11 protein-coding genes are annotated in these 15,965 nt (G+C 34.3%); 9 read left to right on the top strand and 2 right to left on the bottom strand.

The annotated features are described in order from the left end of the window. Positions 1-241 precede the first annotated feature (241 nt). The 7 genes from NBE98_RS05565 (at position 242) to NBE98_RS05535 (ending at position 12,394) form a co-directional block, all read left to right on the top strand. Positions 242-1,531, top strand: a complete 1,290-nt coding sequence (locus tag NBE98_RS05565; RefSeq protein WP_250813403.1) for an ABC transporter substrate-binding protein — start codon at positions 242-244, stop codon at positions 1,529-1,531. A gap of 12 nt (positions 1,532-1,543) precedes the next feature. Then, positions 1,544-2,461 carry a carbohydrate ABC transporter permease gene (locus NBE98_RS05560; protein ID WP_250813402.1) on the top strand — a complete coding sequence of 306 codons (918 nt, stop codon included), beginning with the start codon at positions 1,544-1,546 and terminating at the stop codon, positions 2,459-2,461. 13 nt (positions 2,462-2,474) lie between these two features. Beyond that, a complete protein-coding gene (locus NBE98_RS05555) occupies positions 2,475-3,329 on the top strand; it encodes a carbohydrate ABC transporter permease (RefSeq protein ID WP_250813401.1) in 855 nt (284 codons plus the stop codon). A 98-nt stretch (positions 3,330-3,427) separates the two neighbouring features. Then, positions 3,428-5,191, top strand: coding sequence for an FAD-dependent oxidoreductase (locus tag NBE98_RS05550; RefSeq protein ID WP_250813400.1), 1,764 nt, complete (start codon positions 3,428-3,430; stop codon positions 5,189-5,191). 140 nt (positions 5,192-5,331) lie between these two features. After that, positions 5,332-6,543, top strand: coding sequence for a response regulator transcription factor (locus NBE98_RS05545; protein WP_250813398.1), 1,212 nt, complete (start codon positions 5,332-5,334; stop codon positions 6,541-6,543). An 8-nt stretch (positions 6,544-6,551) separates the two neighbouring features. After that, the gene (locus NBE98_RS05540; RefSeq protein WP_250813393.1) at positions 6,552-8,360 is read left to right on the top strand and encodes a sensor histidine kinase; all 1,809 of its coding nucleotides are present in this window, start codon (positions 6,552-6,554) and stop codon (positions 8,358-8,360) included. Between the two features lie 65 nt (positions 8,361-8,425). Then, the gene (locus NBE98_RS05535; protein ID WP_250813391.1) at positions 8,426-12,394 is read left to right on the top strand and encodes an FIMAH domain-containing protein; all 3,969 of its coding nucleotides are present in this window, start codon (positions 8,426-8,428) and stop codon (positions 12,392-12,394) included. A gap of 208 nt (positions 12,395-12,602) precedes the next feature. Here NBE98_RS05535 and NBE98_RS05530 read toward each other — a convergent pair whose 3' ends face one another. Continuing rightward, on the bottom strand, positions 12,603-13,121 hold the full coding sequence (locus NBE98_RS05530) for a DUF2812 domain-containing protein (protein WP_250813389.1): 519 nt from the start codon (positions 13,119-13,121) through the stop codon (positions 12,603-12,605). An 11-nt stretch (positions 13,122-13,132) separates the two neighbouring features. Beyond that, on the bottom strand, positions 13,133-13,444 hold the full coding sequence (locus tag NBE98_RS05525; RefSeq protein WP_250813387.1) for a PadR family transcriptional regulator: 312 nt from the start codon (positions 13,442-13,444) through the stop codon (positions 13,133-13,135). 351 nt (positions 13,445-13,795) lie between these two features. Between NBE98_RS05525 and NBE98_RS05520 the strand changes: the two genes are divergently transcribed. Further along, positions 13,796-14,827 carry a YeiH family protein gene (locus tag NBE98_RS05520; protein ID WP_250817481.1) on the top strand — a complete coding sequence of 344 codons (1,032 nt, stop codon included), beginning with the start codon at positions 13,796-13,798 and terminating at the stop codon, positions 14,825-14,827. 520 nt (positions 14,828-15,347) lie between these two features. Beyond that, complete coding sequence (locus NBE98_RS05515) at positions 15,348-15,908, top strand: helix-turn-helix domain-containing protein (protein ID WP_250813384.1); 561 nt, start codon at positions 15,348-15,350, stop codon at positions 15,906-15,908. Positions 15,909-15,965: the final 57 nt, after the last annotated feature.

Raw genomic sequence — 15,965 nt, 5'->3', positions numbered from 1 at the left:
AGAGAATTAGCCGTAGGGGACTGCAGATAAATTGTTTTGTTTACTTATAGATAATAAAACATGACTTTGAGGATAAAAAAGTATACTTTTTATTTTTTAAAGTTTATTTTTTTGTATTATGTTAAAATTGCAGTACCAAGTTAGAAAAGTAGTACCATTTAATTAGTGAGAGTAAACATTTACAATAAGCTTAGACAAGAGATTAGGACTAATAAATAGATAAAATTTATGGAGGGATAAAATGAAAAAGATTAAAATTTTAGTTTCAGGTCTTTTAGTACTTAGCATGCTTGCTGGTGTTGGTTGCTCCAGTAAGACAAATGAAGTAAGCAATAAGCCTGATGAAAAGACTAAGTTAGTTTGGGCAGGCTGGACAGGCGAAGAAGAAGCAAATAAAGGAATAATAAAAGATATTATAAGTACCTACAACACTTCAACAGATAAGGCTGAGATTTCTTGGGTAGGTTGGCCATGGGCTAATACACTTCAGCAGCTTATAATAAGAACCCAGAGCAATCAGGACCTCGATGTGGCACAGGTGGATATGGCTTGGGTAGCAACACTGGCAAAGATGGACGTGTTAGTAGATTTGAATGAAGTATTAGGCGCGGATTGGATGAAGGAAAATGTTTCTGAAGCAGCTTTAAAGTCTGGAAATATAGGTGGAAAACAGGTTGCTGTACCTTGGACCCAGGCATCTATTGGCATGGTTTATAATCCTACAATATTAAAAAACGCAGGAGTTGCTAAGGTTCCTGAAACTGTAGATGAATTTGAAGCAGCTCTTAAAAAGATAAAAGAATACGATAAAAACATAATTCCTTATGCAGCAGCAACTAAAGAAGCAGGAAGTATAGCAAAGGACGTAAATGCTTGGTTCTGGACCTTTGGAGGTCAATATATAAATGATGAGGGGAAGGTTGTTATAAATAGTGAAGCAAATGAAAAAGCTTTAACCTGGTATAAAGGCTTAAAGGATAAGGGCTATATAGCAATGGATTTAACAAGATTTGATGCAAGACAGTTATTTGCTCAAAACAAAGTTGCTTTCTATGACGATGCTATCTTAGCAAGAGGTATAGCTAAGAGCAATGGTGTTGCAGCAGATAAGCTTGATACTACAATACAGCCAATGCCAAGACCAGTTTTAAAGGCAGGGGATAAACCTCAGTCCACCTTATGGGGTCACCAGTTAGTAATATTTAAAAGTGCCAAGGATAAAGCAAAGGCTGGAGACTTTATAAAATACTTAATCAGTAAAGATACTTCCTTAAAATACTTTGGAGCAACAGGCTCAGTACCAGTAATAAATTCAGCTATAAATGATGATAAAGTTAAAAATGACAAGTGGTCAAGTCAGTGGCTAAAGATTACTGAAACAGGTAAAAAAGCTGAAACTCAAAAATATGAGAACGATAGCCAATTAGCAACTATAGTTACTGAAGAAATTCAAAATACACTGCTTGGAACAAAAACTCCTAAGAAGGCATTGGAGGACGCACAAAACAGACTTCAGCAGAATATCAACTAGAGAGGTGACTATATGCAATCAAATTTGTTTGTAAGAAACAAAGCTGATGATCAAATAAAAAAGAATAAACTAACAGACAGCCAATTTGGCTTTCTGTTAGTACTTCCAGCTATAATAGTATTTTCTTTAATAGTTTTATATCCCTTTGTATCATCGGTTTCACATAGCTTTTATAAGGCTGGAATGTTAACTACTCAAAAGAGTTTTATTGGGTTAGATAACTTCAGAAAGATTCTTTCTGATCCTAACTTTACCAAAATACTTGTGAATACGTTTATATTTGTTTTTGGAACCACACTTCTTTCCTTTGTACTTGGATTTATATGGGCAATTGTGTTAAACCAAGGCTTTAGAGGATCAGAAATTTTAAGAGGTATTACCCTTGTTAACTGGATAATACCCGGAACGGCTATAGGATTTTTATGGATGTGGATATTCCACGGCCAATTCGGAGTTTTAAATTATGTATTGAGAAGTACAGGAATAATACAAGAAAATATTACATGGCTTGCGGATCCAAAGTTTTCGATGATGGCGGTTATAATAGCAAGAACCTGGCAGTACATGCCCTGGTTTATGGCTCTTCTTATAGGTGGATTAAAAGGAATATCCTATGATATTGTTGAAGCGGCAAGAATAGATGGTGCAACCAACTTTAAAGTATTTACTAAAATAGTTCTTCCATCTATGAAAAATATCATATTCTTCATTTTGCTTTTAGGTATTATAGCAGGTCTTCAGCACTTTGATATTATATGGGTTATGACTACAGGAGGTCCAGGAATATCAACAACTACACTATCAGTAGAAGTATACAGAACTGCATTCCAAAACTGGAACTTGGGTAGAGCATCTGCAATGGGAACCATATGGGTTGCTATATTATCAGTGTTCATGTTCTTATACCTAAAAATGCAGGGAGAAAAGTAAAGGGGGGACTACTATGCCAGAAAATAAGTTGTTTGACAGTAAAAGCACAGGGTTTAAGATATTCTTTATAATTTCCTTAGTTATAGTAGGACTATTTGTACTATTCCCACTGTACTGGATAATCATAACTGCACTAAAACCAGCAAAGGATGCCTTTAACGTAAACCCAAGTTTGATTCCTAAGTCTATAACCTTTGATAACTTCAAGTCAGTAATAACAGATAAAAGAATACTAACATACCTTAAAAATAGTTTGTTTGTATCATTCACCAGTTCTTTTGTAACTACAGCTTTGTGCACCTACGCAGGCTACAGTTTTTCAAAATTTCGCTACAGAGGGAGAAAGTCCTTCATGATGCTTGTAATGACAGCACAAATGTTTCCTTTTGCAGTGCTGCTTCTTACAATCTACACAGTAATGAGACAATTTAATCTATTGGATAATTATATATCACTAATTTTATCCTTTGTAACCTTCACTTTGCCAATGGGGACACTCACACTGAAATCCTACTTTGATGAGATTCCAGACTCACTAATAGAATCAGGCAACATAGATGGGGCTTCAAGAATGACTATAATGCATAAGATTATATTTCCACTTGTAGTGCCTGGGATAATATCTACCGCGATATATGGATTTGTATGGAGCTGGAATGACCTTTTATATTCATTAACTCTTGTCACTTCAGCATCGAAAAGAACCTTAGCACCAGGATTGTCACTAACTTATATGGGGGAGTTCCAGAACAATTGGTCTAATATGATGGCAGCATCTATATTTGTATCCATACCTGTGGCACTCATCTTTATATTCCTTCAGAGATACTTTATTCAAGGAATCACTTCTGGTTCAGTAAAAGGTTAAAGTTGCGAGGTGCAAAATCTAAATGATCTTGTACGGGTAGTTTGCGAGTGTGAACAAGCGTTATAAACTACCCAGTGTTTCCACTGAAAGGAGAAAAAATGGATAAGAAAATAATAATTAAGGATTATGAAGTAATTGTTATTGGCGGAGGCATGGCTGGTGTATGTGCGGCCATAGCCAGTGCCAGAGAAGGTGCAAAAACTGCTCTTATAAACAATAGACCTGTACTAGGAGGTAATGCAAGCTCTGAGATAAGAATGCATATATGCGGAGCGGATTATCATGGTTTTAGGCAAAATGCTAGAGAGACAGGAATAATAGAAGAAATTTTACTAGATAATAAAAGAGTTAATAGAAGCAACTCTTTCTCAATACTTGATACAATACTATGGGAAAAAACAAGATTTCAAGAAAATCTTGATTTATATTTAAATACTCATATTACAAGCGTAATTAAAGAAGAAGATAAAATTGTAAGGGTTATGGGAGAACAATTAACCACAGAAAAGGTATTTCAGCTTAATGGACAATTATTTATAGATGCTACAGGTGATGGTACTATTGCCTATTTATCTGGAGCTGAATACATGTGTGGAAGAGAGGGAAAAGAAAGGTTTGGAGAAAAATATGCTCCAGATGCCCCTGATAATCATACTATGGGTAACACCTTGCTGTTTACAGCTATAGATATGGGTAAAAAAGTGGACTTTGTAAAACCAGAGTGGGCTAATACTTATAAAGAGGAAGACTTAGCCTACAGAGAACACCATGAAATCAACAGCGGGTACTGGTGGATTGAAATTGGTGGAGATGACTTGGAGGTTATACAGGATGGAGAGCAAATAAGAGATGAGCTCTTAAAGGCTGTATATGGTGTATGGGATCACATCAAAAACTCCGGACACCACTACGCAGATAATTTTGCTCTTGACTGGGTAGGCTTTTTGCCAGGGAAAAGAGAAAGTAGAAGAATAGTTGGAGATTATATTCTTAGGGAGCAGGATCTGTTTGCAGGCAGAATATTTGAAGATGCCATTGCTTATGGCGGCTGGCCAATGGATATGCATACGGTAGGAGGCATAAGGACTAGAAGAGAGCCAACTGATTTTATTATGATGGAGGATTTATATACAATACCTTATAGATCAATATACTCAAGGAATATTAGCAATTTAATGCTGGCAGGAAGAGATATAAGCGCTTCTCACATGGCTTTTGGCTCTACAAGGGTTATGGCAACCTGTGCTGTTATCGGTCAGGCCGCTGGAACTGCGGCTGCTATGTGTATAAGTAAAAAAATATCACCAAGAGGACTTAACGAACATGTCCACGAACTTCAGCAAAAGCTTATGAAGGATGACTGTTTTATACCAGGCTTTAAAAACGAAGATAAAAATGACTTAGCTTTAACTTCAAAGGTTAGTGCCTCCAGCTTTGTGGAAAACTGTGAACCTGAGAATATAATAAATGGATTTCCAAGAACGGTTAAAGATCAAACAAATGCATGGATAGCTGATAGTAATGATAAAGCTCCATGGATTGAGTTAGCATTTGAAAATCAAATTTCACCTAAGGAAATAAGAATGAAATTTGACTCTAATCTTTCTAAGGAGATAATGGTTTCCTTAACTCACAGCGTAAGAAACCGCCAGCAGGAAGGCACGCCTAAGGAAATAGTAAAAGACTATGATATTGAGTTCTACAACGGAGAAGAGTTAGTAGCTATTAAAGAAATTAGGGATAATCATAGGAGACTTAGCTGTACTATGGTGGATAACATCAGCTGCGACAGAATTAGGGTTAAGGCTTTAAGCACATGGGAAGCTGAGCAGACTTGCATTTATGAGATTAGAGTGTATTAAATAATGGACAATTGACTGCAGACAATTGTCCATTGTCTGCTATCTATAATAAAAGCTGTTTTAGAGGATTTTACTGGGTGAGTGCAGAATAATATAAGAAAATATTAAAATACAAAGTTGCTGATTGGCTGGTGATGTGTATGTATAATCTTGTTATAGCAGATGATGAAAAGAATATTAGGGAAGGCTTGAGCCGCTTTATTGACTGGGCCGAGCTGGGCTTTAATGTTGTAATGAAATGCGAAGATGGTGATGAAGTAATAGATTATATAAATGCCATGTCAGTAGATGTTGTGCTTTGCGACATTAGAATGAGCAGAAAATCAGGGCTGGACGTAGCCAAATATATATTTGAAAACTCTCTGAATATAAAAGTTGTTTTAATGAGTGGATACCAGGAGTTTGAATATGCTAAGAAAGCTTTGGAGTACAATGTTGTTTCCTATATAGTAAAGCCAATTGAGCTTGAAGAGATTAAAGATAAATTTGCAAAGGTAAGAAACGACTTTGATCGCACGAAAAATATCAAAGAGAAAATGCAGCAGGAAGAGAAAAAAGCTGTAGAAGCTCAAAACATAATACTTAAGAAAGAGGGCGGCGTATACAAAGATGTATATGAATTGCTGGAAGAAACAAGAGTAGAAGCAGAGAATAACAAAAGTGCTCAGCATGACTACAAGACTCTTATAGAGCAGCAATCTCACTTAATAGAGCATTTTCTAGAATTTAATAAGACTTCTATTTACAATACCTTTAAGGATATCTCCAGTAAGATAGTGAATATACCTTTTAATTCTGGGCTGAAATTTTTGGACAATACATTAGTTCTTCTGTTAAATAGGATAGCCAATTCTTATATAGGTCTCATTATAAAGGAAGAGTTAAAGTCAGAAATTAGAAATATCAGAAACGCTGAAAGCTATAGTAGTGCGCTACAGGCTTTTGAAGAATGGATAAATAAAGCTGTTAATGCTATTGAAGAAAATAACAACAGCAATACTGAGCTCATTATAAAAAAAGCTAATAAATATATTGAAGAAAACTATATGGATGATTTAACTTTGGAGAAGGTTGCTGAAGTTGTTTTTTTAAGCCCTGTATATCTAAGCAAGGTTTATAAGAAAAAGATGGGTATTAATTTTATTGATTATGTTACAAAGATAAGGATAGAGAGATCCAAGGAACTATTAAGCAATAAAAACCTAAAGGTTTATGAGATATCAAACCTTGTAGGCTATAAAAATCTAAAGTATTTTTATAAGCTATTCAAAAACTATACTGGCTATACTCCAAATACTTATAGAGAAATGCTTATGAAACGCAAATCAACTAACTGCAAAGAAGATAAATAGGTGTTGTTATGAGGAAATTTAAGAGCTTAAATATATGGAAATATATAAAGGAATATAGATTCAACAGTATTTTAGTTAAGTATTTTATAACCATAAATCTTTTTATAACTCTCCCTTTATTTTTATCTATACTCTTAGCTTTTAATTATTTAAATAACATCTATAAGGATCAGATGATGAGTGCGAATCTTGCTGCGCTTTCCAGAACAAAAGACAGCATAGATATGATAAGCAGACAGGTGGAAACTACCCTTTTGAGTATGGCTACGGATCTAGAGGTAGAAAACATATTAAGGTACAGCAGCAAAAACTATGATGAAAAAAATTCTGATATGCTTAGAAGTATAAACAGTATAGAGAAGGCTATGAATACCTATGTGTACTACGGAGATTTTATCAACTCCATATGTATTTATGCGGATAAAAGTAATTATAAGGTTGTTAGCAGCAACCTGGACTATTCAGATTGGAAGTACAGCGATACTCTTGAAAAAGAGTTTAAAGAAAACAAAAATAAGAAGTACTGGACCTCGGTGCTTCCTGAAAAGAATACCATATCTTTTTTTAGAGCTATACCATTATACTCAAATGAGAAAAGTGGACTAGTTGCGGTAAGCATTGACATTGATAGAATCAATAAGCTCATAAATCAGAACAAGGACGTTACTATTAAAGATTTCTATATATTTAACAACAATTCAGTTGTATTTAATAAGGATAAAAGCTTGCTGAATAAAGATATAAGCGGTGTAAAAGCTCTGCAGAGTATAGATCTGTCGAGATTAGGAAAAGGAAGTACAATAACCATAGATGGAAAAGAATACTTCATAAATAATATTCATTCTGACTACAATGACTGGAGTTTTGTCGCTCTAGTAAGTACCAAAGACAATAAATTGAAGGTAAATAGAATAAGAGATTTAATGATTGGATTTTTAATTTTCAGCATAAGTATAGTACTTATTATTTCATTTCTTATAGCGGTTAAGCTTTTTACTCCAATAGAAGAGATACTTGGAATACTGGAGAAGAAAAATCTAAACGATACTAAAGTTTACAGTAAGACAAAGATAAATGAACTTAAAATCATATCCAGAGGTTTGGAAAGCTCTATAAGCGACGTACAACAGCTTAAGGAAGAGCTTAATAATAGAATGAGCCTTTTAAAAAAAGCAAGATCTATAGCCCTTCAGTCACAGATTAACTCTCACTTCCTGTTTAATACTTTAGAGAACATAAAGTGGAAGGTTATGGAGTTTACTAATGGAGAAAATGAAGGAAGCCATATGATTTCCAATCTTTCAAAGCTTCTCAGAATAGGCCTTGATACAAAGGAATATATGAACACTTTAAGAAATGAGCTTGAGCATGTAAGGATATACCTGGAGATACAAAAGGTAAGATATGAAGACAAGTTCCAGGTTGTGTACAATATTGAGGAAGAAACTCTGGAAACAGTACTTCCAAAGATAACTCTACAGCCTATTGTAGAAAATGCAATCTATCATGGGATAAAACCAACCAATAAAAAATGCACCTTAACAATAAAATCCTATACTTCAGATAACATGGTTCTAATAGAGATTAACGATGACGGAACAGGAATTGAAGAAGAGAAGTGCAGCGCCATTAACAACGAACTTCAGACAGAATATATAAAGGAAGAAAACCATATTGGAATAAAGAATGTTAACCAAAGAATAAAGCTTAGTTTTGGAGAGAACTACGGCATAGAGATAAAAAGCAGGGTTAATAATGGAACAAGTATAATTATAGCAATACCTTCAGCTCATAAAAATAATTCTGATAATATTTGATAATTTTTGATGATATCCATATTAACCATAACACAAGTTATATATGTATTATGGAGGGATAGATAATGAAGGGAAAAATAAAAATACTCAGCACTGCTATGGCATTTGTAATGCTTTTCGTATCAGTGCTTTCGACCATGCCCGTAAAGGCTCTGGCAGCAGAAGGTATGGTAAGTGAAGACAGCAATTACATTATAATTAATAAAGCAAACTACAAAATTGTAATAGCTAAAGAAGGTTTTAAATATGCATTCAAAGGTCCGGATGGGACAGTAATAGCAGATGCTCATAGAATATCGGGGCTTCGGTTCACAGCACCAGGAGGAACTGCACTTTACGATGCAAAATCAACAACACTTGTAGCTTATAATGACAAAGAAGTACATATGGTGGTTACCAACAGCAATGGCAACGAGGCAGATGTTTATATATACCCTAACGAAAGTTATGCAAAATACAAGATAGTTCCAAGAGTGCAGGAGGGAGATACCTCCGGTAGCACCGAACCAGTTGAGGAAAGTATTTATATAGGTACAAACAATGCTGGAGAAGGCCTTACTTGGACAGGAGACAAGTCATGGACAGACTATTCCGTTGAAGGTAAGGTAAAGCCATCTAATTCAATTATTGGCTCCAGTGCATCAGGGTTGTTATTCAGATATAAAGATGTTAATAATTACTACCATTTAAGGCTGAGTTCCAGCGGAAAGTTGGAGCTTTTTAAAAAAGAAAATGGTATTACTACCTTCCTGAAGCAATTAGATGAAAAAATAAGCAAGGACACTTGGTATAAGTTAAAAGCTGAAGTTGCAGGCAACACAATTAAGTGTTATCTAAATGATATTGAAAAGATTAATATTATTGATAGCGGTTCAGGGCTTACAAGTGGTGCAATAGGTCTGAGAACTTATAAAGATGTCTGCAGTTTTGATGATATTACTGTAAAATCTGATTTAAGTATACTTCTAAGTGAAGATTTTCAAGGTGGGGGCACTGTCTTATGGAATAAAGTAAACGGTTCATGGGCAATCAATACCTCTACCATTACTAAATCTACTAAGGTAACAATAGATGCAAGGACAGCTCCCATGAGCCCTGTATATGGTTTAGGTGATCAGGGAGGCTACGGAAGTAGTACAAATGTATTTGGAATATCGAATTCTGATTTCCATGATACTGATAATGCAATGCGTTTTGAATCCAACTTTGCCGTATTTCCTAAACAGAACTTTGCTGAGGTTTTATTTGAAGATGGCAGGAAAAGGGTATATATAAATTCTAATGAAAATACCCTTGGGGCTGCGAATGTAGATAATGTAAGCAGATTATATTATTTTATGGGAAGCATGGAACAGATATATAAGGATTACAAGGAGGCAAGAATAAACGAGGGATATCCTGACTATAAGCCTAAGTATGAGTTCTTTGAGGTTGGATACGAAGCATTTGGATCACTTGGCTGGAATACTTATCAGGAATCTGTTATGAATGATTTAAAGAGTTACCTGAATAAAGGATACAACCTAAAGTGGGGGGTTATAGGGTCAGGCTTCTGGAAGGGTGATAGAAATAAGAATGACCAAGGCTGTACGACAAGTTTTGGAATATGGGACGATACCTACGATCCTTTAGGTAGGACTGACGCTTTGCCAAACCCAAGATATCCTGATGTAGAAGGCTTAAAACAATTTTTTAGCAGTAACGACATAAAACTGATGTTGGGACTAAGAACTAATTTTAAAGCAACCACAGCAGATGGTGGTAATTATAATCCTTCTAATGATGGGAACTTTCCGCTAGAAGGCTTGAAGAATGGATATTTTATGAAGGATGCCTCAGGTAAGGCTAGTACATTTAATGTGAATTTTCCTAAGGGTAAAGTCTATCTGTTAGATAATAAGAATCCAGAAGCTGTGAACTGGTATACATCTCTTGTGGATACTTGGGGAGTGGATGGGTTTAAAGAAGACACCATGCTTGGTGATGGAAGTCAGTTGTACAATGATGCAAAGACTAATGAAACAAATGGCAAGCTTATGGAAAGTGGATATTATATGATGGTGAGAAATTCTGCATACTCAGTACCTGGTGATATTATAAGGCTCGAGGACACTCAGTATGGCTCCGACCAGGACAGACCTGTAATAAACGGTCTTAACTATGCTGCCGGCGGTGCACCTAATTTTTATCCTGATATAGTTGCTGGTAAATATTTGCCTAATACTTTAACTGCCGATCAAAAAGAGTACTTTGTAAGAAATGCAATGTTTGCAGCTGTTAGTCCGGCAATGTCCATGGGCCTTGGTCCATGGAAAATGAATAATACTCAATATGAAGCAATAGTAAAGAAGGCCGCAGATTGGCACACTAAGTTTGCACCATATATTTACAGCGCAGCTGTTGACAGCTTTAACACAGGGTATCCTTATACAATGACACCACTGCCTATCGCATTTTCATCTGATTCTAATACTTACAATCTTGCTAACAAGACAACTAAACAGTATGAGTGGATGCTTGGGCCATCAATGCTTGTAGCACCACTATATGGCAATGACTACGCAAGTGCTACTTCAAGGGATATTTACTTGCCTGCTGGTAAATGGATAGACTTTGAAACGGGACAAGTCTATTATGGACCTAAAGTACTAGATGATTTTAGTCTTCCCAAGGATAAGATACCTGCATTTATTGGTGGGAAAGGAGTAGTTGTATTCCAAAATTCAGAAGAAGCCAAATTTTATGTAAAAGTTTATCCTATAGCTAACAATGGTTCGCAGTATAGATATACCTATATAGATGGCAATACGACTTCCACTATAACTAATGATAATACAGGTTGGAATCCAAGCAATATGGTTATTAGAGATGTAACAGCAAATACAAATGTTGAATTTAGTTATGAATCAAAGACAGGTTCTTTTAAATTTCAATTGACCCCAGGCCATGATTATAAACTTACAGGCGGAAGTCCAGTTTCTATTACAACTCCTTATAATAATCAAATAATAAAGCAACTTCCGTTTACTATATCAGGTACCAGTGTCAATACCAGCAATATAAATCTTACAATTGGTGAGCAAAGTGCTCAAATAAAAACGGCACAGGATGGCAGCTGGAACTATGATATAGAGGATATAACTGATGGAAAGTATACTATAAAGGCTGATGCAGAGTCATCCGATGGCAAGGCAGAAGAAGCTATAGATATAATAGTCGACAGAACCGCACCAACTACCAAGGTAGAGATTGAGGGAACAAAAGGAGAGGGGTGGTATTTGTCAGAAATAAATTTGATACTAAGCGGTGAAGATAATTTATCAGGTTTGGCTGGTACAGAGTATAGATTGGGAGATAGTGTAGACTGGATAGACTACACAAAACCTATAGACATAACAGAAGAAGGGACGCAGGACATACAGTATCGTTCTATAGATAAGGCAGGTAATATAGAAGAAACCAGGACAGAAACAATAAGAATAGATAAAACTAGACCTGTCTCTACGTTGACAGTGGATGGGAATCCACTGGACAAAGACGGCTCATTTGAAGACTCGCAATTATTGACCTTCCAGGCTAGGGACAACCTGTCAGGTGTTTGTGAAGCTAAAATAACTGTCGATGGAGAAACCTACAATATAAGCAAAGGGGAACAGTTTACAAACATAGATATGGCAGGAAGGGTTGGATATTTTTCTGCAAATATTACTGTTAAGGATTATGCTGGTAATTCCTTTGAAACAGTATTATCGTTTAATGTTACAACAAGCGTTGCATCAATGAAAATACTAATAGATCAGTACGCAAAATCAAATAAGTTAGACGGCCCACTGCCAGCCCAGCTTAACAATAGCCTTGACCAAGCACAGCACCAGATTAATAAAGGTCAATCAGACCAAGCGGCAAAGCACATGGAGGATTTCATAAAGCATCTTAACAATGAAGCATTAAGAAATCACTCAGAGGATAAAGTTAAGACAGTTTTAAATGCTGATGCTCAATTTATGCTTGAGAACTTGGTAAGAAAGAAGTAGAACAAATTAACCACGATATTTAAGGTTTGTTTAGGTTTTAGAAATTACAATTTAGCGAACGTTATCGACATGTGGGACTAGAGACAAAAATTCAAGGAAGCAGACTAGCATATAAGAAACTCGACCAAACTAATTAATATGGCGAAAATCTAGTAGCCGCAGGATCCCCCCTATCCTGCGGCTTTTGCTTTAATTTTTCTTTATATCATCACATATCTTTTCCGTATTTATATTGTTCAATTTTCCACCTGCATTTCCAAATTACTTTCAATATTGTTAAAGTTATCGCCGCAAGCAGTAATGTGAAGATACCGAAAATATAAGAATGAGTGTTAATTGTTGCAATCAACTCTATTAAGAAACAGAGTATTTCTATAACCAACGCTACCTTGAAAAAGTTCTTAATTTTACTGTATTGAGCGATTTTTGATTCTGCATCTGTATACATTTCAAAGGGACCATCTGATGCCTTTTTCTGTAGATATACCCATCTCCACCATTGACCTACCACTTCTACGCCAGCATCCTTCATAAAATCTGCATAGTCATGTTTTTTTCCATTCCAATTATCAAGCAAGTCTATTTGATAATTGTATTCTCCAGGCTTACATTCTTTAAAGGTATAAAAGCCAAGCCAGAATTTTTTAAAAGCCCAACCGCTTAAACTCATTTTCTTAAGCCAAGCTTCTTCTTCATCCTTGTCATAAAATAATCTGAATTTTAACATATATTTACCTCCTAATATTCCATCTTTTTTGCATTTTCTATGAGCTCATTTAATCTGTTTACTTCATTTTGAAATATCTCTTTACCTGCATTTGTAATGAGGTATTCCTTTTTCTTTCTAGATTCTTTATCCTCGCTATACAAGCTAATCCATTCTTTTGTAAGCATTGAATTAATAGCTCCATATAAGGTTCCTGGTCCTAAGGTTACCCTTTTATTAGTCATTTCACTTACATCTTGAATAATTCCATATCCATGGTTTGGTGTACGTACAGCCAATAAGATATAAAATAAAGCTTCAGTTAAAGGTGTATTATTATCCAAATGTATCAACCTCCAATATATCGCATGATGATATATACAATATATCATCATGCGATATATTTGTCAATGATATATTGGTAATTATACATAAAACTTGGAAAATAATAAAATAGCTGTAGATTAGAATAAAAATCAGCAGCAATACTTTTTCTATTGCTGCTGAAACAACCTTTGTCTTATTTGCTATTCTTCTGATAACAGTAAGCGCCGTTCTCTTCTATAATCATTAAAAATTTTAATGATTATCATGATATATATGTATTTTACTTATGACTGTTTACTTATTATACTCGAATATGTAAATGAAATTAATCAATATAAAAAATACGATTTGAAAGGATGATATAATTGCTGTCGAATTTATTTACAACTGGTTCTACTAATTGTAAAAGATTAAATGGACTATTAGAAATTTTACCTGGTCTTGTTATATGTATAATCATAGCTTTCATAGGAAAGTTTATCGGAAGGTATATACCTAGCGTAGGGGGAGCATCTATAGCGATTTTTTTAGGTATGCTAGTTGGAAATACATTTGGAAATAAACAGATATATGCAAAAGGGTCTAAGTTTGCTGAAAGCGACTTACTATCTTATTCCATAGTTCTGCTTGGAGGAACTTTAAGCGCTCAGACTTTGCTAAAGTTAGGAGTCTCAGGGGTAACTTTCATAATACTACAAATGATTATAACAATTATTTCTGCAATACTAATTGGAAAAAAGCTTGGTTTTTCCGAAAACTTTCGTTTTTTAATGGCAAGCGGTAACGCGGTATGTGGATCTTCTGCAATAGCTGCTACAGCTCCTGTTATTGATGCAGACGACAACGAAAAGGGTATAACTATAACAATAGTAAATGTCACTGGAACAGTTTTAATGCTGCTGCTGCCATTTATAGCTAAAGTAGTATTTGAAACAGAAACAGTAAGAACTTCTGCTTTAATAGGAGGTATACTTCAATCTGTAGGACAAGTTGTTGCAAGTGGTAGTTTAGTAAATGAAAATGTAAAAGACCTAGCTACTTTATTTAAAATCGTTCGTATAATATTTTTGGTTTTTATTGTACTAAGCTTTGGAACGATTAAAAATAAGGCTTCACAAGCAAATTGTAAAAAATCTAATACCAAGGTAAGAGTACCTTGGTATGTAATAGGGTTCTTTATTATGTGTACTTTGTTTACAATGGGTGTGTTTTCAATAGAGTTGTCTAAGGTGTTTAAATTGGTAAGCAATAACTTTGAAGTAATTGCCCTTGCGGGAATAGGAATGAGAGTGAACTTTAGACAGCTTATAAAACAAGGGCCTAAAGCTTCAATTTATGCACTGGGGATTGCTGCAGTTCAGATTTTATCTGCTATTGCGCTGATAATGATTTTTATATAAATAGTTACAAACTTTATTTAAAAGAAGAATTATCCTTGTTTAAATTAGCAAAACATATTACTCTCATCTTTTTATATAGCTTAAGATATCTAAAGTAAGTATGTATATACAAAGATTACAAGGTCTAGTTTTGGACTTCTTAATTCTCTAAAGATTTTAACATTAAAGATGCTAAGTAAATAATCTTAAGAAATTTTTAGTGCTATATAGCATAAACGAATATGATTTATAGTAAAATAACAATTAAATTTTATAATAGTAAAATTAATTCAGCAATTAAGTTTAAATTTATATAATAATATAAAAAATAACGATATAAATTTTATAAATATGAAAATAATTTCATGAAGACGAAAAAATAGTTTACTTTTTAACAATGATGAAATATAATCATATTGTAAGTGATGTAAATGTTAACCATAAGCTGAATGAAGTTAAATTTAGTGTTACAAACTGAAAACTCTGATTTTATAACTGTGATATAATTGATTTATTACATTATAAAAAAGAGGTAAGAACAATGAAAGATGATGTTGGAAAGAAGATAAAGGATTTAAGAAATAGCAGAAATTTAACTTTAAAAGAGCTAAGCTTTGAAACAGATTTATCAATAGGTTTTTTATCGCAGCTGGAAAGAGGCTTAACTACAGTAGCAATTGATTCGTTAGATAAAATTGCTAAGGCTCTTCAAGTTAATTTATCATACTTCCTCGAAGAAAAAGCAAGTAATCGGATGCCTGTACTTAAGGAATATGAAAATGAAGTGTTTCAAATTGTAAATAATCAATTTATACATTATCACTTGACTAACGATGGAAAAGGGAAAAACCTTCTTCCAAGGTTAATTAAGATTTTGCCCACAAAAAGTGAGGAAGAAGTTACTGTTTATCAACATGAGGGAGAAGAATTCGTATATGTTTTAGAAGGTATACTTACCTTATTTATTGATAATCAAAGGTATGAGTTATATCCTGGAGATAGTGCCCACTATGAGTCAACTGTTGTCCACAACTGGGCAAATTATACTAATAAAATGGTTAAGATTCTAACTGTTCATACTCCTAATGTTTTCAAGGATTAGGATATAAAAAATATATAAGCTTTATAAGCTTATATATTTTTATTGATATTGTTAAAG

This window comes from Clostridium swellfunianum (assembly GCF_023656515.1).
GTDB classification, from domain to species: Bacteria; Bacillota; Clostridia; order Clostridiales; family Clostridiaceae; genus Clostridium_AT; species Clostridium_AT swellfunianum.
Note: the sequence above shows the minus strand (reverse complement) of the source record. Positions and strands in the feature narration are given on the sequence as shown.

Bases quoted from the DNA above. Each gene is read 5' to 3' on its own strand.
- NBE98_RS05565 (WP_250813403.1), top strand. From the start codon at position 242: ATGAAAAAGATTAAAATTTTAGTTTCAGGTCTTTTAGTACTTAGCATG.
- NBE98_RS05560 (WP_250813402.1), top strand. From the start codon at position 1,544: ATGCAATCAAATTTGTTTGTAAGAAACAAAGCTGATGATCAAATAAAA.
- NBE98_RS05555 (WP_250813401.1), top strand. From the start codon at position 2,475: ATGCCAGAAAATAAGTTGTTTGACAGTAAAAGCACAGGGTTTAAGATA.
- NBE98_RS05550 (WP_250813400.1), top strand. From the start codon at position 3,428: ATGGATAAGAAAATAATAATTAAGGATTATGAAGTAATTGTTATTGGC.
- NBE98_RS05545 (WP_250813398.1), top strand. From the start codon at position 5,332: ATGTATAATCTTGTTATAGCAGATGATGAAAAGAATATTAGGGAAGGC.
- NBE98_RS05540 (WP_250813393.1), top strand. From the start codon at position 6,552: ATGAGGAAATTTAAGAGCTTAAATATATGGAAATATATAAAGGAATAT.
- NBE98_RS05535 (WP_250813391.1), top strand. From the start codon at position 8,426: ATGAAGGGAAAAATAAAAATACTCAGCACTGCTATGGCATTTGTAATG.
- NBE98_RS05530 (WP_250813389.1), bottom strand. From the start codon at position 13,121: ATGTTAAAATTCAGATTATTTTATGACAAGGATGAAGAAGAAGCTTGG.
- NBE98_RS05515 (WP_250813384.1), top strand. From the start codon at position 15,348: ATGAAAGATGATGTTGGAAAGAAGATAAAGGATTTAAGAAATAGCAGA.